Annotated in this window: 17 protein-coding genes and 1 pseudogene; 13 read left to right on the forward strand and 5 right to left on the reverse strand. The window is 65.2% G+C overall.

What is annotated here, in order from left to right:
• Positions 1-39: 39 nt before the first annotated feature.
• The 6 genes from uraD (at position 40) to NIBR502770_RS15845 (ending at position 6,453) form a co-directional block, all read left to right on the forward strand.
• On the forward strand, positions 40-537 hold the full coding sequence (gene uraD / locus NIBR502770_RS15820) for a 2-oxo-4-hydroxy-4-carboxy-5-ureidoimidazoline decarboxylase (protein ID WP_141182569.1): 498 nt from the start codon (positions 40-42) through the stop codon (positions 535-537).
• Positions 534-872, forward strand: a complete 339-nt coding sequence (uraH, locus tag NIBR502770_RS15825; RefSeq protein ID WP_141182570.1) for a hydroxyisourate hydrolase — start codon at positions 534-536, stop codon at positions 870-872. Before uraD ends, uraH begins: the two co-directional genes overlap by 4 nt.
• An 80-nt stretch (positions 873-952) precedes the next feature.
• Positions 953-1,765: an IclR family transcriptional regulator gene (locus NIBR502770_RS15830; protein WP_141182571.1), complete on the forward strand. Its 813-nt coding sequence runs from the start codon at positions 953-955 to the stop codon at positions 1,763-1,765.
• A 556-nt stretch (positions 1,766-2,321) separates the two neighbouring features.
• Positions 2,322-3,356, forward strand: a complete 1,035-nt coding sequence (locus NIBR502770_RS15835) for a glycine betaine/L-proline ABC transporter ATP-binding protein (RefSeq protein WP_141182572.1) — start codon at positions 2,322-2,324, stop codon at positions 3,354-3,356.
• Positions 3,356-5,383 (forward strand): proline/glycine betaine ABC transporter permease, encoded by a 2,028-nt coding sequence (locus NIBR502770_RS15840; protein WP_141182573.1) that lies wholly within the window; start codon positions 3,356-3,358, stop codon positions 5,381-5,383. The genes NIBR502770_RS15835 and NIBR502770_RS15840 overlap by 1 nt, the downstream gene beginning before the upstream one ends.
• A 92-nt stretch (positions 5,384-5,475) precedes the next feature.
• Positions 5,476-6,453: an ABC transporter substrate-binding protein gene (locus NIBR502770_RS15845; protein WP_210418876.1), complete on the forward strand. Its 978-nt coding sequence runs from the start codon at positions 5,476-5,478 to the stop codon at positions 6,451-6,453.
• A gap of 80 nt (positions 6,454-6,533) precedes the next feature.
• On the opposite strand, the gene NIBR502770_RS21575 is transcribed toward NIBR502770_RS15845, so the two are convergent.
• Together NIBR502770_RS21575 and NIBR502770_RS15855 are read right to left on the reverse strand one after the other, a co-directional pair.
• Complete coding sequence (locus NIBR502770_RS21575) at positions 6,534-6,671, reverse strand: hypothetical protein (RefSeq protein ID WP_246857297.1); 138 nt, start codon at positions 6,669-6,671, stop codon at positions 6,534-6,536.
• A gap of 271 nt (positions 6,672-6,942) precedes the next feature.
• Positions 6,943-7,623 carry a GntR family transcriptional regulator gene (locus NIBR502770_RS15855; protein ID WP_141159181.1) on the reverse strand — a complete coding sequence of 227 codons (681 nt, stop codon included), beginning with the start codon at positions 7,621-7,623 and terminating at the stop codon, positions 6,943-6,945.
• 119 nt (positions 7,624-7,742) lie between these two features.
• Between NIBR502770_RS15855 and purU the strand changes: the two genes are divergently transcribed.
• The 6 genes from purU to NIBR502770_RS15885 all read left to right on the forward strand — a co-directional run bounded on the left by purU (position 7,743) and on the right by NIBR502770_RS15885 (position 17,512).
• Positions 7,743-8,648 carry a formyltetrahydrofolate deformylase gene (purU, locus tag NIBR502770_RS15860; protein WP_141159180.1) on the forward strand — a complete coding sequence of 302 codons (906 nt, stop codon included), beginning with the start codon at positions 7,743-7,745 and terminating at the stop codon, positions 8,646-8,648.
• A gap of 49 nt (positions 8,649-8,697) precedes the next feature.
• On the forward strand, positions 8,698-11,190 hold the full coding sequence (locus NIBR502770_RS15865; RefSeq protein ID WP_141182574.1) for an FAD-dependent oxidoreductase: 2,493 nt from the start codon (positions 8,698-8,700) through the stop codon (positions 11,188-11,190).
• 4 nt (positions 11,191-11,194) lie between these two features.
• Complete coding sequence (locus tag NIBR502770_RS15870) at positions 11,195-11,821, forward strand: cyclodeaminase/cyclohydrolase family protein (protein ID WP_141182575.1); 627 nt, start codon at positions 11,195-11,197, stop codon at positions 11,819-11,821.
• Positions 11,818-12,723: a bifunctional 5,10-methylenetetrahydrofolate dehydrogenase/5,10-methenyltetrahydrofolate cyclohydrolase gene (locus tag NIBR502770_RS15875; protein WP_141182576.1), complete on the forward strand. Its 906-nt coding sequence runs from the start codon at positions 11,818-11,820 to the stop codon at positions 12,721-12,723. Before NIBR502770_RS15870 ends, NIBR502770_RS15875 begins: the two co-directional genes overlap by 4 nt.
• 614 nt (positions 12,724-13,337) lie before the next feature.
• Positions 13,338-14,750 (forward strand): MFS transporter, encoded by a 1,413-nt coding sequence (locus NIBR502770_RS15880; protein ID WP_141182577.1) that lies wholly within the window; start codon positions 13,338-13,340, stop codon positions 14,748-14,750.
• Positions 14,751-15,004: 254 nt separating this feature from the next.
• Positions 15,005-17,512 carry an FAD-dependent oxidoreductase gene (locus NIBR502770_RS15885; protein WP_141182578.1) on the forward strand — a complete coding sequence of 836 codons (2,508 nt, stop codon included), beginning with the start codon at positions 15,005-15,007 and terminating at the stop codon, positions 17,510-17,512.
• A gap of 164 nt (positions 17,513-17,676) precedes the next feature.
• On the opposite strand, the pseudogene NIBR502770_RS15890 reads toward NIBR502770_RS15885, so the two are convergent.
• From NIBR502770_RS15890 to NIBR502770_RS15900, 3 genes and pseudogenes are all read right to left on the reverse strand, one after another.
• Positions 17,677-18,514: pseudogene (locus NIBR502770_RS15890) on the reverse strand (alcohol dehydrogenase catalytic domain-containing protein); the annotation flags it as partial.
• Between the two features lie 105 nt (positions 18,515-18,619).
• A complete protein-coding gene (locus NIBR502770_RS15895) occupies positions 18,620-20,026 on the reverse strand; it encodes a ferredoxin reductase (RefSeq protein ID WP_141182579.1) in 1,407 nt (468 codons plus the stop codon).
• Positions 20,023-21,327, reverse strand: a complete 1,305-nt coding sequence (locus NIBR502770_RS15900; protein ID WP_141182580.1) for an SRPBCC family protein — start codon at positions 21,325-21,327, stop codon at positions 20,023-20,025. Before NIBR502770_RS15900 ends, NIBR502770_RS15895 begins: the two co-directional genes overlap by 4 nt.
• A gap of 371 nt (positions 21,328-21,698) precedes the next feature.
• Here NIBR502770_RS15900 and NIBR502770_RS15905 point away from each other — a divergent pair, with 371 nt between their 5' ends.
• Positions 21,699-23,267: an HNH endonuclease signature motif containing protein gene (locus NIBR502770_RS15905; protein ID WP_141182581.1), complete on the forward strand. Its 1,569-nt coding sequence runs from the start codon at positions 21,699-21,701 to the stop codon at positions 23,265-23,267.
• Positions 23,268-23,354: the final 87 nt, after the last annotated feature.

Consider the following 23,354-nt stretch of genomic DNA (forward strand, 5'->3'; position numbering starts at 1 on the left):
ACCATGGATGCCAGCATCACCCCAAGGATTACTGCCAGCATGAAGCTAGCCGAATTCAACAGCGCGGATCCCACCGCCGCCCAGGCCACCCTCCGGCCCTGCATCGACATCGGCCGCTGGGTGGAAGCAGTGGCAGGAGCCCGGCCCTACGGGGGCCGCGACGAGCTCCTGGCGTTCGCCGCCCAGGCTGCCAGCCCGTTCACGCCGGCCGAGGTGGAAGCCGCCATGGCCCACCACCCACGGATCGGGGAACGCCCGACGGCGGCCAGCACCGAGGCCTCCATGTCCCGTTCGGAGCAGGCCGGTGTGGACCCGGCCGACGCTGCTGTCGCCAAGGCCCTGGCGCGCGGGAACCGGGAGTACGAGGAGAAGTTCGGCCGCGTGTTCCTGATCCGGGCCGCCGGACGCAGCGCCCAGGACATCCTGGCGGCCCTGAACCAGCGGCTCACCAACTCCGCGGAAGAAGAAGACAGGATCGTGGCCCAGCAGCTGCGCGAAATCGCCGTACTGCGGCTCGAAGGACTGATCAGCGAATGAGCGTCTCCCACGTGACCACCCACATTCTCGACACCGGTGCCGGACGCCCGGCGGCGGGGGTCGCCGTCGTCCTTTCCCGAAACGACGCCGGCACCTGGCGTGAGCTGGCAGCGTCCAGCACTGACGCCGATGGCCGGGCCAAGGACCTGGGGCCGGAGCGCCTGGAACCTGGCCATTACAAACTGAACTTCGCCACCGGCGCCTATTACGCGGGCCTGCAGACGCAGACGTTCTTCCCGGAAGTGGACCTGGTCTTCGAGGTCACCGGGCCCGAGCATTACCACGTGCCGCTGCTCCTAAGCCCGTTCGCCTACTCCACCTACCGCGGCAGCTAGGGCAATCCCGGCTGCCGCAACCGCCGGGAGCCGGACTCAATGTCACGCCCATCACATCAAGCGGCATAGGATCAGGAAGTATGGCTCCTAAAAATGAACCGGAAACCGATACCGATGCCGACGGCGGCGGCCAGTCCGGCGGGGTCCAGTCCGTGGAGCGCGCCCTGACCGTCCTGGAGATCCTGGCACGCGAGGGACATGCGGGCGTGAGCGAAATCGCCGAGGAAATGGGGATCCATAAGTCCACCGTGTCCCGGCTGATGGGTTCGCTGGTGACGCGCGAGATGGTCCATCAAAACAGCGAGCGCGGGAAGTACCAGCTCGGTTTTGGGATCCTTCGCCTGGCCAGCTCTATTCCCGGCCGCCTGAGCCTGGTTCGTGAGGCACGGCCCGTCCTGGAAAGCCTGGCCGAGCAGTTTAAGGAAACCGTCAACCTCGCTGTCCTGCGCTCCAACTACGCCGTTAACGTGGACCAGGCCATGGGTCCCTCAACCCTGGCCACCTACGACTGGGTGGGAAGCCTGACCCCGCTGCACGCCACTTCCAGCGGCAAGGTCCTGCTTGCGGCGCTGGAGGCGGACGAGCGCGAGCGCATCCTGAAGGAGACCGGACTGTCGGCGCGCACCTCCCGCACCATCACCAGCCGGAAGGAACTGGACGCCCAGCTGCTCGACGTGGCGGCCAAAGGGTACGCCGTGGTGCGTGAGGAGTTCGAAATCGGCCTGAACGCCGTGGCGGTACCCGTCTACAACCACCAGGGCACCGTGATCGGTTCGGTCAGCATCTCCGGGCCGGCGTTCCGCTTCGACCCCGAAAAGATCCCGGGCCTGCTGGAAACCCTCAAGGATGCTGGCCTCAAAGTCAGCGCGAATATGGGGTACACGCACCGCTGAAAGGCCCCTGACTCACCATGGCAATGGCCCCGAATCCCAGAGGGCTCGGGGCCATTGCTTGTCTGCACGCCGTTGCCCGGGGCTTCCACTACGGCGAGCGCCTACCGAAAGCGCCCTCCAAGCGGCGCCTCCTGCGCAACTTGAATCACTAAATGCAACACGCTTGGCCCTGACAGCCGGCGTGTCAAGACCCTTGCGCAGTTGTTATCTGCCGCCCCGTAACATCGCGGCGTTATCCGGAAAGCCTTGACAATACGAGTGGCATAAATCACTCTGTTGCGTAATACGAAGTCCGTTGCGTCATCTCCTGGGAAACCAGTTTCGACAGAAGAACTCCGTTTTACCGGGCATGCCGCCCACCAGCGTCACCCAATGGCAGGTAAGGCACACGGGAGCCGTGCCTCTCCTCCCACAGATTCCCCCTAAGCACGGCCCGAATACCTCCCCAACGTCGGTACCAGTGCCAGCTCCGGATTCGCGAAGCATCAACACCTGGCACAGCTCTGCCTTCGGCCCAGCCATTGATTACAGCCTCCACACAAGCAGGAGTACAGCAATGAACAGCCCCGCGATATCGGTCCGCAACCTTTGGAAGGTCTTCGGACCAGGGGGAGAGAAGATCCCGGGAAACCGGGAACTGGCCACCCTCGGCTCCGCAGAATTGCTTGAACGCACCAGCTGCGTAGCCGCGGTCCGCAACCTGAGCTTCGACGTCGCAAAGGGCGAAGTCTTCGTGGTCATGGGATTGTCCGGCTCAGGCAAATCCACCCTGATCCGTTGCCTTACCAGGCTCATCGAGCCGACGTCCGGACAGGTCCTGGTGGACGGCAACGATGTCCTGCGGGCAGGCGTGGCTGAACTTCGGGAGCTCCGGCGGCGGAAAGTATCGATGGTTTTCCAACACTTCGGCCTGCTGCCGCACCGCACGGTCCTGGACAACGTCTCGTATGGACTGCAGATACGCGGAACGGCGAAGAACGAACGCCACACCAAGGCCAGGGAAATCATTGAACTCGTTGGGCTCAAAGGCTACGAACAGCACTACCCGGACCAACTGTCCGGCGGTATGCAGCAGCGCGTCGGCCTGGGGCGAGCCCTTGCCGGAGATCCGGACACCATCCTTTTCGATGAGCCCTTTTCGGCTTTGGATCCGCTCATCCGGCGTGACATGCAGGCAGAAGTCATCCGGCTCCACAAGGAAATGGGCAAGACCATGGTGTTCGTGACCCACGACCTCGCCGAAGCGCTGAAACTCGGAGACCGGATCCTGATCATGCGCAACGGAGAGCCTGTCCAGTGTGGCACCGGTGACGACCTTGTAGGCGCCCCGGCGGACAAGTACATCGAGGACTTCGTCTCGGAAGTCCCCCGTGCCGACGTCTTGACCCTTAAATGGATCACGCGGCCGCTGGCCGACACCACGCCCAGGGATGCAGCAGTGCTCAACTCCAGGATGATCATCCGCGACGCCATCCCGGCTGTCATGCACTCCGCCTGCCCGGTCCTTGTCGAAGAGGGCGGCAGGATCACCGGACAGATCGATCGCGACAGCATTCTTTCCGTGCTGCAACCGGCAGAAGCGGCGGCCTGATGTCTGCCCTCCTCGAAAAACAGAAAACCGTCCCGGCTGCCCCCATCATCCTTGAAGCACGCCGCAGGCCGAGCCGAAGGACAGTCCTCCTGCTGGCCGCCGGCGCACTCTGGATCCTGGGATTCCTGCTCCTCAACGGCACGGCAACCCTGGCGTTGCCAGCCTCGGAACTGACGGACCTGCACCGCTCGCTGAACCAACTCAACGCCTGGGTGGCGGCAAACCGGGCTGACAACCCGGTCTTCCTCTACTTTTTCACGCCGCTTCGGACCGCCGTGGATGCGGTGGCGAACCTGTTTACCACCACCTTCGCAGCAACGTCCACCGGCCTGCGCCTTCCGGAAATCGGTTGGCTGGGAACGGTAGGCCTGCTCACCTGGATCGCACTGGCTGTCGGCAACGTCCGGGTAGCCCTGCTGACGGCTGTGGTCTTTGTCTTCTTCGGATTTCAAGGCCTGTTCGTGGAAGCCACCTACACGTTCGCCCTGGTTCTGACGTCCGTGCTCCTGACCCTGCTGGTGGGCGTCCCGCTTGGCGTACTGTCCGGCATCTACGGCAGGGTAGCCCGGGTCATCACTCCCGTGCTGGACTTCATGCAGACGCTGCCCACCTTCGTCTACCTCGCCCCGCTTGCCCTGGTCTTCCTGATCGGACCGGCATCGGCAGTGATCGCCACGGTGATCTACGCTGCTCCACCCGTCATACGCCTTACCGCACACGGTATCCGCCGCATTCCAGATAACACCCGCGAAGCGTCCGACTCGCTCGGCACCACGGGCCTGCAACGGCTGCTGACATTGCAGCTCCCCATGGCGCGCCGGACCATCGTGATGGGCATCAACCAGGGGACCATGGCCGCCCTGTCCATGGTGACCATCGCCGCCCTGATCGCCGCTCCGGGCCTTGGCCAGACGGTGGTCCGGGCCCTGCAGTCCCTGGACGTTGGTACTGCAGTCAATGCCGGGCTCTCCATCGTCCTGCTGGCCATCGTGCTGGACCGGGTGACCACAGCAGCCAGCCGCCGCGCGGAACCCGGCGCAGCCGCCAAACGCCGCCTGGGCCGCAAGGCCCGTGCCGGACTACTCGGGATCGCGCTGGCTGTGGTCCTGGTCATGGTGCAGTTGTCCAGGACCATGCTGTGGGCAGCAGCCTTTCCCCAGGACCTCAATGTTGGACCGGCCATCGTCCAGGCCGTGAACACCGCCAGCCACTGGCTGCAATCGAACGTGTCGCTGTTCACGGTATCCCTGCGTGAAGGCGTTACCGGAACAATCCTCAACCCGTTCCAGTCGTTGCTGACCGAGACGCCCTTCTTCATCCTCGTCGCAGTGGTCGCCATCGTGGCCTACGCACTGGGCGGCTGGAAGCTCGCGGCCGTAACCACTGCCTGCCAGGGGGTCATCATCTACCTCGGACTCTGGAGCGACGCCATGGTCACCCTCGCCGGAACCCTCGTTGCCACCGCCGTGGTAATGATTTTGGGAATTGTCTTTGGCGTGGCCATGGGCCGGTCCAGCCGCGTCGACCAGCTCATGCGGCCCCTGCTCGACGCGGGCCAGACCATGCCCTCCTTCGTCTACCTCGTGCCCTTCCTTGGCCTCTTCGGAGCCACCCGCTTCACTGCGATCATGGCGGGCATCATCTACGCCGCCCCGGTCGCCATCAAGATCACCGCCGATGGAATCGCGGCGATCTCACCGACTGTCGTCGAGTCGGCGATCGCCAGCGGTTCGACGCCGTGGCAGGTAATCACCAAGGTGCAGCTGCCCATGGCGAGGCAATCCCTGGCCCTCGCTGCCAACCAGGGGCTGATCTACGTGTTGGCCATGGTGGTGGTAGGAGCCCTGGTCGGCGCCGGCGGCCTCGGATACGACGTCGTGGCAGGCTTCGTCCAGAGCTCCATCTTCGGCAAGGGCCTTGCCGCCGGCCTGGCCATCGTGTTCCTCGGAATCATGATGGACAGGATGACGCAGGCTGCCGCCGCCGCTCCGACGCGCAGAATCCCCGCGTCCACGCCCGCCACGTAAGCGTCCCACCCCCCCGCTTACGCCCCAATGCCCCTGCAAACTTGCCTGCTCCCAGGCGAGAAGTCCCGTATGCCCTAAAAAGGAGACCCACCATGAAGAAAGCTGAAAGGCTGATAAAACGCACGTTGCCGGCAATGGCCGGAGCTGCCGCCGCAGCCCTGTTCCTCGCAGGCTGTGGCGGAGCATCGGTAAACCAGGCCGCTGCGGCAGGCGGTGCCACGGGAACACCCTGCGGCAGCGTGAGCGTCGCAATGAACGCGTGGGTGGGTTACACCGCCGACGCAGCCGTCTACAGCTACGTGGCGAAAAACAAGCTCGGCTGCAGCGTCGTCCAGAAGGACCTCAACGAGCAAGTCTCCTGGCAGGGCTTCGCCTCCGGGGAAGTGGACCTCATTATCGAAAACTGGGGGCACGCCGACCTGGCGAAGCAGTACATCACTGACCAGAAGGTGGCCGTCGATGCCGGACCAACCGGAAACGAAGGGCACATCGGCTGGTACGTTCCGCCATGGATGGCCGAGAAGTACCCGGACATCACCGACGGGCAGAACCTCAATAAATACTCTTCGATGTTCACCACCTCAGAGTCTGGCGGAAAGGGGCAGGTCCTTGACGGCGATCCCGCCTTCGTCACCAATGACGAGGCGCTGGTGAAGAACCTGAACCTTGACTACAAAGTGGTCTTCGCCGGATCGGAAGCGGCCCTCATCCAATCATTCCGGACTGCGCAGCAGAACAAGACACCCCTTCTCGGCTATTTCTACGAGCCGCAGTGGTTCCTTTCCGAGGTTCCGTTGAAGAAAGTGAACCTGCCGGCGTGGACCGAGGGCTGCGACGCCAACCCCGAAAAGGTTGCGTGCGACTATCCGACCTACAAGCTCAACAAGGTCATGTCCAAAAAGCTGGCGGACAGCGGCTCACCGGCCGCCAAGCTGGCCAAGGCATTCACCTGGACCAACGAGGACCAGAATTCGGTTGCTACGGATATCCAAGGCGGCATGACGCCTGAAGCGGCGGCAAAGAAGTGGGTGGATGCCCACCAGAGCGTGGTGGATGTTTGGCTTAGCTGACAAGCGTTCCCATTGCCGTACCAAGGGGAGCGGCCCGGAGGAGTTTAGTACCCGGGCCGCTTTCCCTTGGTTTTCCAGGGTCACACCCAGATCTGGTAGCCGGAGGACTTGTCGAAAATGCGCCGGGTGCTGATGCCCTCGGCGGCGATCCAGAGCACCGAGCCGTCCTCCGCAGCCTGGTCCACCACCCCGCTGGCCACGTGCTCCCCCGCAGCCACACCTGGACGCTGCGGCCGGGCAGGCGCGCCCAGTCGGCCCGGAGGCCGAGAGCCGTTTTCGACGTGCCGCCGCCCTGGCCATCCTGTTCGAGGTCAGGGTCGGTGGCATCACGTGGGGCTTCAAGGGTTGTCCGGGAATCCACTGGCCACTCCGATCGCCGGCGCCGTCGCCGCTCGAATCCATCACTGATATTTGATTGATATATCAATCTGGATTTCGAGTATGGTCCAGGTCACACTCCCTGTCAACAGGTACCCGGGGCGAAAGGCGCTAGGCCTTGAAAAGCGCCTCCCGGACCGCGCTTTCGAATCCGCTGACGTGGGCCCGGGCAAGCTCCGCGGCCCGCTCCTCATCCCCGTCGATGACGGCGCGGAGCAGATCGAGGTGTTCATGAACGTGGTGTGACAGGTCCGGCAGCCGGTCAATGACCATGCACCAGATGCGCGTTGCCAGGTTGTCATAGCGGATCAGGATGTCTTCCAGGTGCGGGTTGGCGGCGGCGGCGTAGATGCCCTGGTGCACCCGGGCATCGAGCTGCAGCGTCTCTGTCACGGTTGCCGAAGAGACATCGAACGCCTCAACCTTTTCGAGGGTGGCACGCAGCTCGTCCCGGACCGCGGGGGAAGCCACCCGTGCGGCACGGGCGGCCGCAAGGGGCTCGAGCTGGGCGCGGATCTCCGAAATAAAGGAAAGGTCGGTCACGTCCACCCGGGTAGCGAAAGTGCCACGGCGTGGGTAGGTCTTCACCAGCCGGTCCAGCTCCAGCCGCTTCAGGGCTTCGCGTACCGGAGTCCGGCCGACACCCAGATTCTTGGCCAGGAGCTCATCGTTCAGCAGCTCTCCGGGCTTAATTTCAAGGGTCAGCAGCCAGTCGCGGATGCTCTCATAGGCAACGTCAGCCAGGGACTTCTTCCCCATGGCATCAGCCACCGCCAAAGCTTCGAATGCCATGCTGAGCCCCTTCTTCCCAACCAGAAAACCTATTGACCTCGCCTGTAGACCAGTATACGCTGGCACCCAATCTAATATATCAGTCCGTTGCTTTTGAATATATCTAGAAGGAGCAGGGTATGACCCTCATCGAAACAGCCCCAGCAACCACCACCCTGCCGGCACTCAAAGAAGAGCAGCCGCAGAAGTTCGTGCTGACCCTGTCCTGCAAGGAGCAGGCAGGAATTGTGCAGGCCGTCACCACGTTCCTGTTCGAGCGCGGCTTCAATATCGACGAGCACCAGCAGTTCGACGACAGCCTGCGCGAGACACTCCACCTGCGCACCGCGTTCTCCGGCTCCCCCAACTACACGCCTGCCATGCTCGAGGAAGAGTTCGCGGGCATCGCCAGCCGGTTCGACATGAAGTTCAGCTTCCACGACCAGACCGCCAAGCGCGTCCTGGTCATGGTGTCCAAGTTCGGCCACTGCCTCAACGACCTCATCTTCCGCTGGCGGGGCGGCAGCCTTGGCGGCGAACTGGTTGCGGTCGTTTCCAACCACGAGACCCACCGTGCCATGGCGGAAGCAGCAGGGCTCCCCTTCATCTACGTCCCCGTCACCCCTGACACCAAGGCGGACGCAGAGCGCCGGCTGCTGGACCTGGTGGATGAGTACGAGGCCGACCTCGTAGTCCTGGCCCGTTACATGCAGGTTCTCTCCGACGATCTCTGCCGGGCACTGGAGGGCCGGGCCATCAACATCCACCACTCCTTCCTCCCGGGCTTCAAGGGCGCACGCCCCTACCACCAGGCCTACGACCGCGGCGTCAAGCTGGTGGGCGCCACCGCCCACTACGTCACCGCCGACCTGGACGAGGGTCCGATCATCGAGCAGGAAGTCATCCGGGTGGACCACACCTACGGCCCGGCGCAGCTGTCCACCGTGGGCCAGGACGCCGAAGCACTGGCCCTCTCCCGCGCTGTCCGCTGGCACTGCCAGCACCGCGTACTGCTGGACCAGACCAGCACCGTGGTGTTCCGGTAAGCAGCCCCCGCCCGCAGACATAACCCGTAAAGCAGCAGGAGAGACTCCCTTGGAATCGTCACCACGCATTGTCATTATCGGAGCCGGCATCGTCGGCACCAACCTCGCGGATGAACTCGTCACGCGCGGCTGGAACAACATCACCGTCCTGGACCAGGGACCCCTCAACATGCCCGGCGGCTCCACCTCGCACGCCCCGGGACTGGTCTTCCAGACCAACCCCTCCAAATCCATGGCCCTGTTCGCCAAGTACACCGTGGAGAAACTGCTGTCCCTCACCGAAGACGGCGTCAGCTGCTTCAACCAGGTGGGCGGCCTGGAGGTTGCCACCACCGAGACCCGCCTCGCTGACCTGAAGCGCAAGCTCGGCTACGCGCAGGCATGGGGCATCGAAGGCTCCATACTTTCCCCGGCGGAATGCAAGGAGCTCTATCCGCTCATCAACGATGAGGACATCCTGGGTGGCCTCCACGTTCCCAGCGACGGCCTGGCCAGCGCCGCCCGCGCGGTCCAGCTGCTGATCAAGCGCACCGAGGCGGCCGGCGTGAAGTACGTCGGCAATACCGAAGTCACCGCCATCGAGCAGTCCGGCCGCCGGGTCACCGGGGTCCAGACGCCCGACGGCGTGATCCCGGCAGATATCGTCGTCTCCTGCGCCGGATTCTGGGGCGCCAAGGTCGGCGAACTGATCGGCATGTCCGTACCTCTGCTGCCGCTGGCGCACCAGTACGTCAAGACCACCCCGGTTCCTGCCCAGCTGGGCAGGAACGAGCTGCCCAACGGTGCCCGCCTGCCCATCCTCCGCCACCAGGACCAGGACCTCTACTACCGCGAACACGGCGACCGCTACGGCATCGGCTCCTATGCCCACAAGCCGATGCCCGTGGACCTGGACGAACTCGGCAGCTTCAAGCCGGACGAGATCAGCGAGCACAACATGCCCTCCCGGCTGGACTTCACCCTCGAGGACTTCCTCCCCGCGTGGGAAGCCACCAAGCAGATCCTGCCCGCGCTGCGCGAAAGCGAGATCGAGGACGGCTTCAACGGCATCTTCTCCTTCACCCCGGACGGCGGCTCCCTGGTGGGCGAGTCCAAGGAACTGGACGGCTTCTTCGTGGCCGAAGCCGTCTGGGTAACCCACTCGGCAGGCATCGCCCGCGCCGTGGCCGAGCTCCTGGTGGACGGCAAGTCCTCCATCGACCTGGGCGACTGCGACATCCACCGCTTCGAGGAAGTCCAGCTGACCCCCGAGTACGTCAGCGAAACCTCGCAGCAGAACTTCGTGGAGATCTACGACGTCCTGCACCCGCTGCAGCCCAAGCTCTCCCCGCGCAACCTGCGCGTCAGCCCCTTCCACGCCAGGCACAAGCAGCTGGGCGGTTACTTCCTGGAAGGCGGCGGCTGGGAACGCCCCTACTGGTTCGAGGCCAACGCCGAGCTCCTCAAGGAGATGCCCGCAGACTGGCAGCCGCCGGCCCGTGACTCCTGGTCCGGCATGTTCAGCTCGCCTATTGCCGCGGCCGAGGCATGGAAGACGCGCACCGCCGTTGCCATGTACGACATGACCCCGCTCAAGCGCCTCGAAATCTCCGGACCCGGCGCCCTGAAGCTGCTGCAGGAACTGACCACCGCGGAAATGGACAAGAAGCCCGGAGCCGTCACCTACACCTTGCTGCTGGACGAGCAGGGCGGGGTCCGCAGTGACATCACCGTGGCCCGCCTCAGCGACGACACCTTCCAACTCGGCGCCAACGGCAACATCGACACCGCCTACTTCGACCGGGCAGCCCGGCACCAGACAGCAAGCGGCAGCGCCGAAGACTGGGTCCAGGTCCGCGACACCACCGGCGGCACCTGCTGCATCGGCCTCTGGGGCCCGCTGGCCCGTGAGGTGGTCGGCGCGGTCAGCAGCGATGATTTCTCCAACGACGGACTGAAGTACTTCCGGTCCAAGCAGTTGGTCATCGGCGGCGTCCCGGTCACCGCCATGCGGCTGTCCTACGTCGGCGAACTGGGCTGGGAGCTGTACACCAGCGCCGACAACGGCCAGCGCCTCTGGGACGCGCTGTGGAAGGCCGGGCAGCCGTTCGGCATCATCGCCGCGGGCCGCGCCGCCTTCAGTTCGCTCCGCCTGGAAAAGGGCTACCGCTCCTGGGGCACCGACATGACCACCGAGCATGACCCCTTCGAGGCCGGCCTAGGTTTCGCGGTGAAGATGGCCAAGGAGAACTTCGTCGGAAAGGCAGCCCTGGAGGGACGCACCGAGGAAAACTCCGCGCGCCGCCTGCGCTGCCTGACGGTCGACGACGGACGAAGCCTGGTGCTGGGCAAGGAACCGGTGTTCTACAAGGACCAGGCGGTGGGTTACGTCACCAGCGCCGCCTACGGCTACACCGTCCGCAAGCCCATTGCCTACTCCTACCTCCCCGCGGAGGTATCCATCGGCGATTCAGTGGAGGTCGAGTACTTCGGGCGCCGGATCGTGGCCACCGTTACCCAGGATCCGCTGTACGACCCCACCATGTCCCGGCTGCGCGGCTAACACCATGATCAGTTCAGAGACAGTCAGCAGCTACCTCACCCGGTTGGCCGCAAAGCAGCCGACGCCGGGTGGTGGCGCCGCGGCGGCCCTCCACGCGGCCCAGGGCGCAGCCCTGGTGGGCATGGTGGCGCGCTATACCACCGGCGCCAAACACGAACAGCACGCACCGCTGGTGCAGCGCATCACCCAGGCAGCCGACGACCTTGTCGCCGACGCGCTGGGCTTGGCTGAAGCAGATGAAGAGGCCTTCCAGGCCGTCATCGACTCCTATAAGCTCCCGTCCGGCACCGATGAACTCAAGGCCGCCCGGGCGGCCGGAATCCAGTCCGCGCTCATCCAGGCGGCCCAAACCCCTGCCCGGCTCATCGAGCTGTCGGGCGGCATCGTTGACCTCGCCACCGAACTCTTCGACGTCGCCAACGCCAACGTCATCAGCGACGTTGCCGCGGCCGCTGACGCCGCCCGCGCAGCTGCCACCACGGCGCGCGTCAACATCGACATCAACGTCGTGGCGGTCAAGGATCCGGAGGCACGCGCGCTGCTTGCCCAGCAGACGGACGGCATTGAAGAGAAAGTGGTCCTGGCGGCAGATGCCCTCTCGGCCCGCGTTCGCGAAAGGATTCTGGGTTGAGTACTGCAATACTTTCCGGAAAGCCTTTGGCCGCGTTGATCCAACAGGAAGTCAAGGAGCAGGTCCGGTCCCTTGACCTGGACGGCGTCCGCCCGGTCGTGGCGGTGGTCCTGGCGACCGCCGATGAGTCAACGCGCTGGTACGTCCGCTCCATCGAGCGGGCAGCCGAGCGCGCCGGAGTCGGCTGCCGGATCATCGATCTGGGCCATGATGCGACGGAACAGGTGCTTGCCGGCGCCTTGCGGGACCTGGGCGCGGAGCCATCCGTGCACGGCATCATCCTGCAGACCCCGCTGCCGGCAGGAGTCCGGACCCACCACCTGGTGGGCCTCATCGCCCCGGAAAAGGACATCGACGGGGCCAATCCGCTAAGCCTGGGACGACTTGCCGTCGGCCAGCCGGCTTTTGCTCCCGCGACCGCCCGCTCCGTCGTCGAAATCCTGGACCATTACCAGGTTCCCGTCGCGGGGAAGGATGTGGTGGTGGTGGGCCGGTCCGCCGTGGTGGGCAAGCCGCTGTCCCTCCTCCTGCTGGCCCGCGATGCCGCCGTGACGGTCTGCCACTCCAGATCGGGCCCGCTGGAGCGCTACACCAAGGATGCCGATGTCGTGGTGGTCGCGGCCGGCCGCGCCGGGCTGCTGACTGGCAGCCACGTCTCCTCCCGGACGGTCGTGGTCGACGTCGGCACGAACGTCCTTGCCGACGGCTCGCTGGTAGGTGATGTGGACGAAGCCAGCGTCACCGGGACCGCAGCGGGGCTCACCCCCGTTCCTGGCGGCGTCGGCTCCGTGACCACGGCACTGCTGCTCCTCCACACGGTGGAGGCCGCACGCCGGCAATCGTCCTCCCTGCCGCTGCCGGCCGAAGCCGCGGAAGCCCAGGTCCTGGAAGCCGCGGGCTAGGCACGGCACAGAGTCAGCAGCGGTGTCCCGTTTTTCGTAAAAGGTGCTTCGGTGGGCCTAAGACCTGGGGAGGTATTCCTCATCGAAGCACCGTTTTCGGAAAACGGGGCCCGCAGCCGGCCTGTGCCGTCACGGCAGAGGCCACCCTGCCCCGCGGGCAGGGCTTTGGGCATGCCCCGGACTACTCGGCAGGAGCGCCTACACACTTTGCCTTTAGCGGGTCACACTCTTGACATTAAATGTGAGCTAGCGCACGATTTTGTTGCATACAGCGAAGGTTGTTGATCATCACGGAACGAAGCTCGCCCGGATACGCTCCTCCCGTCCCCCGGCTCCACCCGTGATGACTTTGGGGAACAGCCGAACGAATTCATGATGGCCGGTTCGAAACGGGCCTCGGCCCGTGCATCGGCCGCACAACGCTGCCAGCATCCATGCGGCAGCGCCAGATCACCAAAGGAAACTGTCTATGACTATCAGGGATGGCAGCACCATCGATCACAGCGCGGGGCGCCGGAACCGGGGAACGACGCCCAAGTATGTCCGTGGGTCCAGGAAACAGCGCTCTGGCACCTTCAGCGGTTTGCGCTGAAGCCGGAAGGGAACGAATCTCAATGATCAATCCAACCAAGACGACGGTACCCGTCGACTCCTCCTCATCAAAAGAGACCAGCTCCACGTTCAAGCGCCGCTTCATGATGCGGCTTGTCGCGGTCTTCATAGGCGGGATGTTCCTCGACGGTTACATCCTCGGAATCATCGGCCCGGTCACCGGATCCATGCGGTCAGATCTCCAGCTCGACGCCCTGTCGCTGGGCATGATCGCTGCAGGCCCGCTGGCCGGTATCTTCATCGGCTCCCCGCTGGCTGGCTGGGCTACTGACAAGTTCGGACGCAAGCCAATGTTCCTCGTGGACATGGGCCTGTTCCTGGTCGCCTCAGGAGCCCAATTCTTCGTAACCTCTGGAGACGGCGCCGTGATCCAGCTGGCCATCATCCGATTCATGATGGGCGTCGCGATCGGCGGCGAGTACTCAATCGGCGGGCCACTGCTGTCAGAGTTCTCCCCACCCAAGCTCCGCGGGCGGCTGCTCGGGCTGACCCTGATCGCCTGGTACGTCGGTTTCATGATGGCATTCATCATCGGCACGCTCCTGCACGACGCCGGCACCCCATGGCGGCTGGTACTCGGCACGAGCACCATACTGGCATTCGTTCTGTTCCTCGCCCGCATGGGCCTCCCCGAATCGCCGAGCTGGCTCATTACGAAGGGACGGCACAAGGAAGCACTCGAGATCGCACACCGATATATCGGATCGCCGCAGATGCACGACAGCATCACCGGAGAGATGGATCTGAGGATGCTCCAGGAGGCCCAAGCCGCGGAGAGTGGAACCAAAATCAAGAACGCCTCCTTCGGAATGCTGTTCTCGAGGCAGTACTGGCGCGCCACTGTCTTCACCGCAGGTTTTTGGTTCTGCGCGGTCACTCCGTACTTCGCGATCGCGACCTTCGCCGACGAGGTACTCAACCAATTCGGCTTCGGCGGCGGCTGGGCCGGTGGAGTCGGCCTGTCCGCACTTGCGGTCGCGGGCGTTGTCACCAGCGTACTTCTCATTGACAAGCTCGGCCGCCGAATCCTCACTGTTCCGGGGCAGTGGCTCTGCGCGGGCATCCTGCTGGTCATCGGGGTATGGGGGAACGCACCAGCGATTCTCGTGCTCGTCCTGTTTCTCGCCTTCTCCTACTTCAATGCCGGCTACACCACGATGACCCAGGTCTATCCGGCCGAGGTATTCCCCGGCCACCTGCGCGGCGTCGGCATGGGCTTCGCCGCGTCCTTCAGCCGGATCGGAGCCGCACTCGGCACCTTCGCCCTGCCATGGGCGATCGCCAACATCGGCATGGGCGCAACCATGGTCGTAGCCGCCGCCGTCGCATTACTCGGCGCCGTCCTCTCGCAATGGCTCGCGCCTGAGACGAAGGGGCGCACCCTCGCCGAGATCTCAGCAGACTTCTCCCACTGACACCGGACCGCACGGCCACCCGCCGCCGGATAACCGGAGCTGCACCAAAGAGGCCTTCGCCGCACCAGCGGCGGGGGCCTCTTCGCCGCCTTTCGACACAGCGCCGCCAGCCGCCGCAACAAAGCAGGAAACCCTTGACATCCCCTGTGAGCTGCGACACTCTGTTGCTTATAGTGATGCGCGTTGCTCATAGCGAAGCAAATACCATCACCCGGTCAGGCGGATTCCAGCACCAACCAGGAGAACCAAAAACCATGAGCGCATCACCCCGCGTCGTCATCATCGGAGCCGGCATCGTCGGCACCAACCTCGCCGACGAGCTGGCAAGCCGCGGCTGGAACGACATCACCGTCGTCGAACAAGGCCCGCTGGAGCTCGCCGGCGGCTCCACGTCGCACGCCCCCGGACTCGTGTTCCAAAACAATCCGTCCCGGACCATGACGGAGTTCGCCACGTACACCGTCAACAAGCTCCTGGCCCTGGGCAAGGACGGGCAGTCCTGCTTCAACCAGGTGGGCGGCCTGGAGCTGGCAACCACTCCCGGGCGCCTGGCCGACCTCAAGCGCAAGATGGGCGTCATGACCGCCTGGGGTGTGGAAAGCCGGATCATCGACGCCGACGAATGCGAAAAGATCTACCCGCTGCTGAACACCGGCAAGCTCACCGGCGGCCGCGAGGTCCTTGGCGGCCTGCTCATCCCCACCGACGGGCTCGCCCTGGCGGCCCGGGCCGTGCAGCTGCTGATTGAGCGCACGCGCGAACAGGGCGTCACCTACCGCGGCTCCACCACCGTCACCGGCATCGCCCGTGACGGCGGCAAGGTCACCGGCGTCGAAACCTCCGCCGGACTGATCCCTGCCGACATCGTGGTGTCCTGCGCAGGGTTCTGGGGCCGTGAACTCGGCAAGATGGTGGGCCTGGAGGTGCCGCTGCTGCCGCTGGCCCACCAGTACGCCATCACCACGCCCCTTGCCGAACTCGAGAACGTCAACGAGCTTCCCAACGGTGCCGGCAAGCCCATCCTGCGCTACCAGGACAAGGACCTGTACTACCGCGAATGGGGCGACCGCATCGGCATCGGCAGCTACGCCCACCGCCCGATGCCCGTCGACATGTCCGCACTGCCGAAGGTCTCAGCCGAGGACATGTCCGACCACCGGATGCCCTCCCGCCTGGACTTCACCCTCGAAGACTTCCTGCCCGCGTGGGAGGACAGCCAGGACCTGCTGCCGGCACTGCGCAGCACCGAAATCCAGGACGGCTTCAACGGCATCTTCTCCTTCACTCCGGACGGCGGCCCGCTCATGGGCGAAGCACCGGACCTCGAGGGCTTCTTCGTGGCCGAGGCCGTCTGGGTCACGCACTCGGCCGGCGTCGCCAAGGCCATGGCAGAGCTGATCATCGACGGCCAGCCGCGGACCGACCTGCACGGCTGCGAGCTGACCCGTTTCGAAAAGGTCCAGACCTCCGACGCCTACGTCAGCGAAACCTCACAGCAGAACTTCGTGGAGATCTACGATGTCATGCACCCGCTTCAGCCCCGCGAATCGCCGCGGGACCTGCGCGTCAGCCCCTTCAACGTCCGCCAGAAGGAGCTCGGCGCCTTCTTCCTGGAGTCCGCCGCCTGGGAGCGACCGCACTGGTTCGAAGCCAACCGCGGACTCCTGGCCGACCTGCCGGAAGAATGGCGGGCTCCGGAGCGCGACGACTGGTCCGCCATGTTCCACTCCCCCATTTCCGCCGCCGAGGCGTGGAAGACGCGGACCGCCGTCGGACTTTTCGACATGACGCCGCTGAAGCGGCTCTCCGTCACCGGCCCGGGAGCGCAGGCGCTGCTGCACCGGCTCAGCACGGGCAACATCGCCAAGAAGCCGGGTGCCGTGACGTACTGCCTCCTGCTGGCGGACGACGGCGGCATCCGCAGCGACGTGACCGTGGCCAGGCTCGCGGAGGAAGAGTTCCAGCTGGGCGTGAACAGCAACGTGGACTTCGATTACCTCCGGGTGGAGGCCCGCCGGCAGTCGGCGGCCGATCCCTCCCAGTGGGCGCACGTCACGGACATCACCGGCAGCACCTGCTGCATCGGCCTGTGGGGCCCCCTGGCCCGCGAGGTCATCGGCAAGGTCAGCACGGACGACCTGACCAACGACGGCCTGAAGTACTTCCGGACCAAGGAAATCTCGGTGGGCGGCATCCCCGTCACGGCGATGCGGCTCTCCTACGTAGGCGAACTGGGCTGGGAGCTCTACACCACGGCCGAGTACGGGCTGAAGCTGTGGGACCTGCTGTTCGAAGCCGGCCGGGAACACGGCATCATCGCGGCCGGCCGCGGCGCCTTCAACAGCATGCGGCTGGAGAAGGGCTACCGGCTCTGGGGCACGGACATGACCTCCGAGCACCACCCGTACCAGGCGGGCCTGGGCTTCTCCGTGGCCAAGGACAAGACGGGATTCGTGGGTGCCGAAGCCCTCGCCGTCCGCAAGGAGCAGCCGGCCGCCAAGACGCTGCGCTGCCTGACGGTCGACGACGGCACGTCAGTGGTGCTGGGCAAGGAACCGGTGTACGTGGCCGGGGAAGCCGTTGGTTACGTCACGAGCGCGGCGTACGGCTTCACCGTCCGCAAGCCCCTCGCCTATGCCTGGCTGCCCACGTCGGTGGCTGAAGGCGACTCCGTGGAGATCGAGTACTTCGGTCGGCGCGTGGCGGCCACTGTCTCGGCGGAGCCGCTCTTTGACCCGGGTATGGAACGCCTCCGCGGCTGACCTGCCCCAGCCGCACCAGGTGGTTGGGCCTGCTTGAGACCTGCAGGCCCAGCCACCTTTTTTGGTGCCCGCGGAGCTACCCCCGGGCATGGCAACGGCGGCACACCTGTTGAGTGGGGTGCCGCCGTTGGACCTTGCCGCTTGTCAGCAGCGGTAGCCTGGCATCAGTTGTTCAGGTAGCCGTTCGGGTCCAGGACGTACTTCGTGGCGGCGCCTGCGTCGAACTCGGCGTAGCCGCGCGGGGCATCGTCGAGCGAAATGGCCTTCGCGTTGACAGCCTTGGCGATCTGGATCCGGTCATGCAGGATCGCCATCATCAGCTGCCGGTTGTACTTCATCACCGGGCATTGGCCCGTGGTGAAGGACAGGGACTTGGCCCAGCCGGTACCCAGGGACAGGGACAGGCTTCCCTTCCTGGCGGCCTCGTCCGCGGCTCCCGGGCCGCCCGTGACGTAGAGGCCCGGGATGCCCACGGAGCCGCCGGCGGTGGTGAGGTCCATCAGCGAGTTAAGCACCGTGGCCGATGCTTCCTGGGCGCCATGGCCATGGCCGCGGGCCTCGAAACCGACGGCATCGATGCCGGAGTCGACGCCGGCCGTGACCGGGCCGTGGAACCGGTGGGCAGGATGTCGGAGAGCATGGTCAGGTCCATGATCTTCTCCAGCGCCTGGTCCCGGTCGGGGAAGCGCAACAGGTTCCAGTCGGCGTACGGAACCAGCACGTATTCGTCGGGCCGCCCACCCAGCCGCCCATGTCGACATAGCCGTAGGCGGAGCCGGGACGGTCCGGGTTCACATTGAGGCAGATCCCGGTCCTGCGCTCTTTGCAGTTCCGGCAACGCCCGCAGGAGATGCTGAAGGGGACCGAGACGATATCCCCGACCTTGATGAACTCGACGTCGGGCCCTGTCTCGATGACTTCGCCGGTGATCTCGTGTCCCAGGACGAGGCCCGCCGGGGCGGTGGTGCGGCCGCGCACCATGTGCTGGTCGGACCCGCAGACAACAGAAGGCCTGACGCTGGCTGCATCAGACCTTCCGTGTGGTTTTACTTTTCACTTGCGGTGAATCATGGGGTGCGCAGGGCTCCCGCAGCTCCAAGGGCGCGGCTAGGCGTCGATCACCATGTCGGTGCGCGCAGTGGAACAGCAGGGAAGGAACTTTCCGGCGTCGATTTCCCGTTTGCGGATGCCGCCCTGGTGGTTCATGTCGATCTCCCCGGACAGCTTGACCACCTTGCAGGAGCCGCACATGCCCTCCTTGCAGTTGGCGCCGATCCGGACACCGGCGCGCTGTGCCACCTCAAGGATGTGCTCCTCGGGGTCGATCCGCACATTGATCCCGGTGCGGAGAAAGGACAGGGTCAGGCTGCCCGTTCCCACGGTGTCGAAGCTTGAAGCGTCGGGTGTCTGCGCCTCCGGGGCCGCAGCCGGAGTGGCGGCCCCGGCAGGGACTTCCGTCGGGGCGGCTTCCAGCGCCAAGCCCGTGGCCTGCAGGGTTCCATCCTCGTCGTAGCCGGGCTCGTAGATCTCGAACGCTGCGGGCTGGCCTTCGAAGTAGTCCTCTGCGGACTCCGCGATCTCATCAGCGATCTCCCCGGCAATGTCCGCAGCCAGGGCGAGCTCGGCCTGGTATTCAAGGAGGGTCTGCCGGTCGCCGGAGAAAAACTCCATGTAGGTGGAAGTGTCGTCGACGCCCACGCTCCTGAGCAGTTCGGTGGCGGTGTTCAGGTACCCCTCGGGTCCACAGGCGTAGACCTGCCGGCCGTTGGCGTCCGGGGCCACTTCGTCGATCATGGCTAAGGTCAGCCGTCCGCTGAAGCCTTCCCAGTCCTCGGGCCTGCCACGGTCGCCCAGGGCATAGAAGACCTTGATGCGCGAGTCCACGGAAGCGATGTAAGCCAACTCCCGGTGGAAGGCAAAGCCGCCGGCTTCCGCGCCGTGGTAGAGCACCACAACGTCGGCAGTTCCCGGCAGGGAGTGGATGGTCCGCAGCATCGACATGATGGGGGTGATGCCGGCGCCGGCGGCCAGGAAGAGGTACCGCGCGCGCCGGTCGGCATCAGGCAGGTGGAATGCCCCAACGGGTCCCAGCATGTCCAGGACGGTGCCGGGCCTGACATTCTGGTGTACCCAGGGTGAAACCAGTCCACCGGCGTCGCGCTTGACGGTGACGCTGAAGGTCCACGGTTCGGTGGGCGAACTGGACAGCGAGTAGCTGCGGTCCACCGGCTCCTGGTCCTCGCCGTTTACGGGGAAGGCAATGTTCACGTACTGGCCCGGACGGAACGCCAGCGGGGCGCCGTCGCAGCGGCGGAACACGAACGTCATCATGCCGCCCGCTTCGGGAATGGTCTCGACGCATTCGGCCATGAACTCCTGCGGATGCCACGGGCCCAGCGCCTTGGCTGCGCTGGCGGGTCCTTCAATGCTGCCCATCACCCGGTTCCACGGCATTTCAAGGCCGCGAATGCGCTGTGGCTCCTGGACAGGCGTCTCAGTGAGGACTTCAATCATGCCAAGTGCTCCTGCACCCGCTGGACGTACCAGTTGATGAAGGCCTCCACCTGGTATTCGCTCTTCATGTACGGGCCGGGCACGTAGGCGGGGCTTGCAGCACCCTGCTGGCACAGCTCAACGAACGCCTTGTCCTGGATGTTGGTCTGCTTCCAGGTGTAGGTCAGCTTGTCGAGGTCGTAGTCCACGCCTTCCTCGGCGTCGTCGGCCACCAGCCAGGTGGTGCGGACCAGGGACTGGTGTTCGTTGATGGGGAAAACGCCGAAGGTGATGACGTGGTCGCCCAGGAAGTGGAACCAGCTGTTGGGCTGCAGGTGCATCGAGCAGCGGCCCAGGCGGAAGTCCGGCAGGTCGCCGAGGAGCTTCTTGGAGAGCCTGCGGCCGTCTGCGGAGAACGATTCGCCTTCGCCGTCCAGGGATTCGCGTGAAATGCGGATACCGGCGATACGGGTATCGAGTTCCTCAACCACCTCGTAGGGCAGGCCATAGCGGCGGCACCGCTCCTCAAGGGAGGACTGGGCTTCCTTGTTGCGGTCCCATACTTCCTCGAGGTGGGTCGGGATCAGGCCCTCGGTCAGGCCCCACGTGGGGAACAGCGAGCAGGCGAGTTCCGGGTGCCCGTCGCAGTGGTAGCACTCACGGTTGTTCTCCATGACGAGCTTCCAGTTGCCCTCTTCGATGATGTTCTGCTGGTAGGCAATCTTCGTCTTGGACAGGTCGTGCGGCGCAAGGTAGGGCTCGAAGATCTTGGCGGTCTCGTCGAAGTCCGCCGGCGGCTCGTTCGCGATGCAGACGAAGATGAGGCCGGCAACTTCACGGCTGTGGGCACGCTTGAGCGCGAAGCAGTTCTTGTCGAACTTGGCCTCCCCCGGGGCGGATGCGTGGATCAGGTTGCCCTCGGGCGAGTAGGTCCAGGAGTGGTAGCCGCAGACCAGGTTTCCGGTGGAACCGGCAGCTTCGGTCAGGACACGTGCACCGCGGTGGCGGCAGACGTTGTGCAGGACGTTGACCTCGCCGTCGTCGTTACGCAGCACGATCAGGGAGTAGGGGCCGTAGTCGACCGTGATGTAATCGCCCGGCTCCGGAAGCTCGGCGACGCTGCCGGCAAAGATCCAGTGCTGGCCGAAGATGGCCTCCATGTCGAGCTTGAAGATCGTCGGGTCGGTGTAGAAGGGGGCGTCGAGGGAGTAGCCGGTGCGCCGCAAAGCAAACAACTCGGTAATTTCGGCCAGCTGCTCGGCAGGCAATGTTGAGGCGAGCTTTCCGCGTGCGCTGAGGGGCGCGTTCACTGAGGTAGTCAATGTGTTTCCTCCCGATAGGGCTGGGCATTGGGCGATTTGAGGGTGGTTACGGAGCAGGTGGGGCTACAAGGGGTGTCCAAGACGTTCCGTCAATGAATGTGGGGAGGTTCATCAGCAACAGAAGCGATAACTCCGGAAAAAACTGAAGCGCCTAACGCAACAACGATCACCATATGCAACAGTGTGACTCCTGCCACGCCCACTGTCAATCAATTTCGGATATGACGAAAAAGCACGGTCGGGGCCACGGAGGACCGCTGTTTCTGAACGTAAAGAATCCGTTGCTGGAGCCGTCGTATGGCTGACCGTCCCCTCCCGAGGACAGGCCCGGCGGTCCCATTAATGTCGTACCCCCTTGTCATGATGGGTTTATGGGGAAATCGGCGGTGGTGAGGGCGTTTGGGGAGATCCGGGCTGCCCTTGCTGTGCTGAATGCTGAGGTGGACGGGGCTGGTTTGGAGCCGTTTTCTGCGGCTGATCCGTTGGCTGGTGTGGCGGCTGGGTGCCTGGACATTCTGGCCGGTGCCCGGGAGGTCGAGGCCGGGTTCGCTGGCCTGAAGGCGAGGGCTGCGGTGACGTACGCGGAGAGCGCCGACGTGGTTGCGGGGCCGGATGTGCCGGTGCGTGCGCAGGAGATGGCGGTCGCGGCGGAGATCGGGTGCGTGCTGGCCCTGGGTCCGCGGGCCGCGTCGTCGTTCCTGGCTGCTTCCTATGCGGTGACTGCCTTGTTGCCGCTGACCTTGTCGGCGTTGCAGGCCGGGGTGATCTCCTGGGGCCACGCGGTGGTGATGGCGGACGAGACGGCGTGCCTGGATGCTGCGGGGGCGGCGGCGTTGGAAGCCCATTTCCTGGACCCGGGCGCCGCGGACCCGGCACGGGGCTGCCCGGTGGGTGCGTTGCCGGCGCACCGGTTCAAGGCCAAGGCCCGGACCTGGCGGGAACGCCACCACGCCGAGAGCATCGAGACACGCCACGCCAAGGGGGTGTCGGAGCGGCGGGTGGAGTTCCGGGCGGACCAGGACGGGATGGCCTGGCTCTCCGCGTATCTTCCCGCGGACCAGGCCCTGGCCGGGTGGAACCGGCTCACCGCGACCGCCCGTAGCCTGCAGGGCCCCGGCGAGGGCAGGACCCTGACCCAGCTCCGGGCCGACACCTTCGCCGATGCGATCCTCACCAACGGCACCGGCGCCAGCGACACCCGTGCAAGCGGCAGCGGCGGTATGACCGAGGGCGCGAGCGGCAGCTCCAGCGACGGCGCGGGTGCTGGCGGCAGCCCCAGCGACGGCGCGGGTGCTGTCCGGGACCGTGTGCCGTCGCCGGTCCGGGCGCAGGTGCTGGTCACGGTTCCGGTGTTCTCGCTGCTCGGCCTGGCCGATGAGCCGGCGGTGCTGGACGGGTATGGGCCGATTCCGCCGTCCATGGCCAGGGAGCTGGTCGCAAACGGGGCGGGGTCGTTTTACCGGGTGTTGGTGGATCCGCGGGACGGGGCCCCGTTGGAGATCTGCCGGACGAGTTACCGGGTGACAGGTCCAATGCGGGCGTGGTTGCGGATGCGGGACGGGAAGTGTCCGTTCCCGGGGTGCAGCAACAACTCCCTGGACAACGATGCCGATCACATCCTCGCCTGGGCCAAGGGCGGCACCACCGGAATCAGCAACCTGGGACAGCCCTGCCCGAAACACCACAAACTCCGACACGCCACCGGCTGGAAACCCACCCCCGCCACCAAGAACGACCCACCCGGCTGGACCTCACCCACAGGCCGCCACTACCAAAGCGAACACCAAGACTGGGAACCACCCCGGTGGCCGGACACCCAAGACCGCGTCCGGGTTCCGGAGGAGGGCAGCTCGCATTGCACTGTTCCGGACCTGGTGCAGATCCAGGTATCCCCAGCAGAAGATTGGCTGGAGCTGGTCCTGCACGCGCCCTCCGCCTGACACCGCAAGCGCCTGACACGGTGAGTATGTTGCGGCCCGGCAAGCGTCGTCCACCGCTATGGCAAGAACCTGTACCCGGAGGCCGGT

Origin of the sequence: Pseudarthrobacter sp. NIBRBAC000502770, assembly GCF_006517815.1 — a bacterium.
Lineage (GTDB): Bacteria > Actinomycetota > Actinomycetes > Actinomycetales > Micrococcaceae > Arthrobacter > Arthrobacter niigatensis.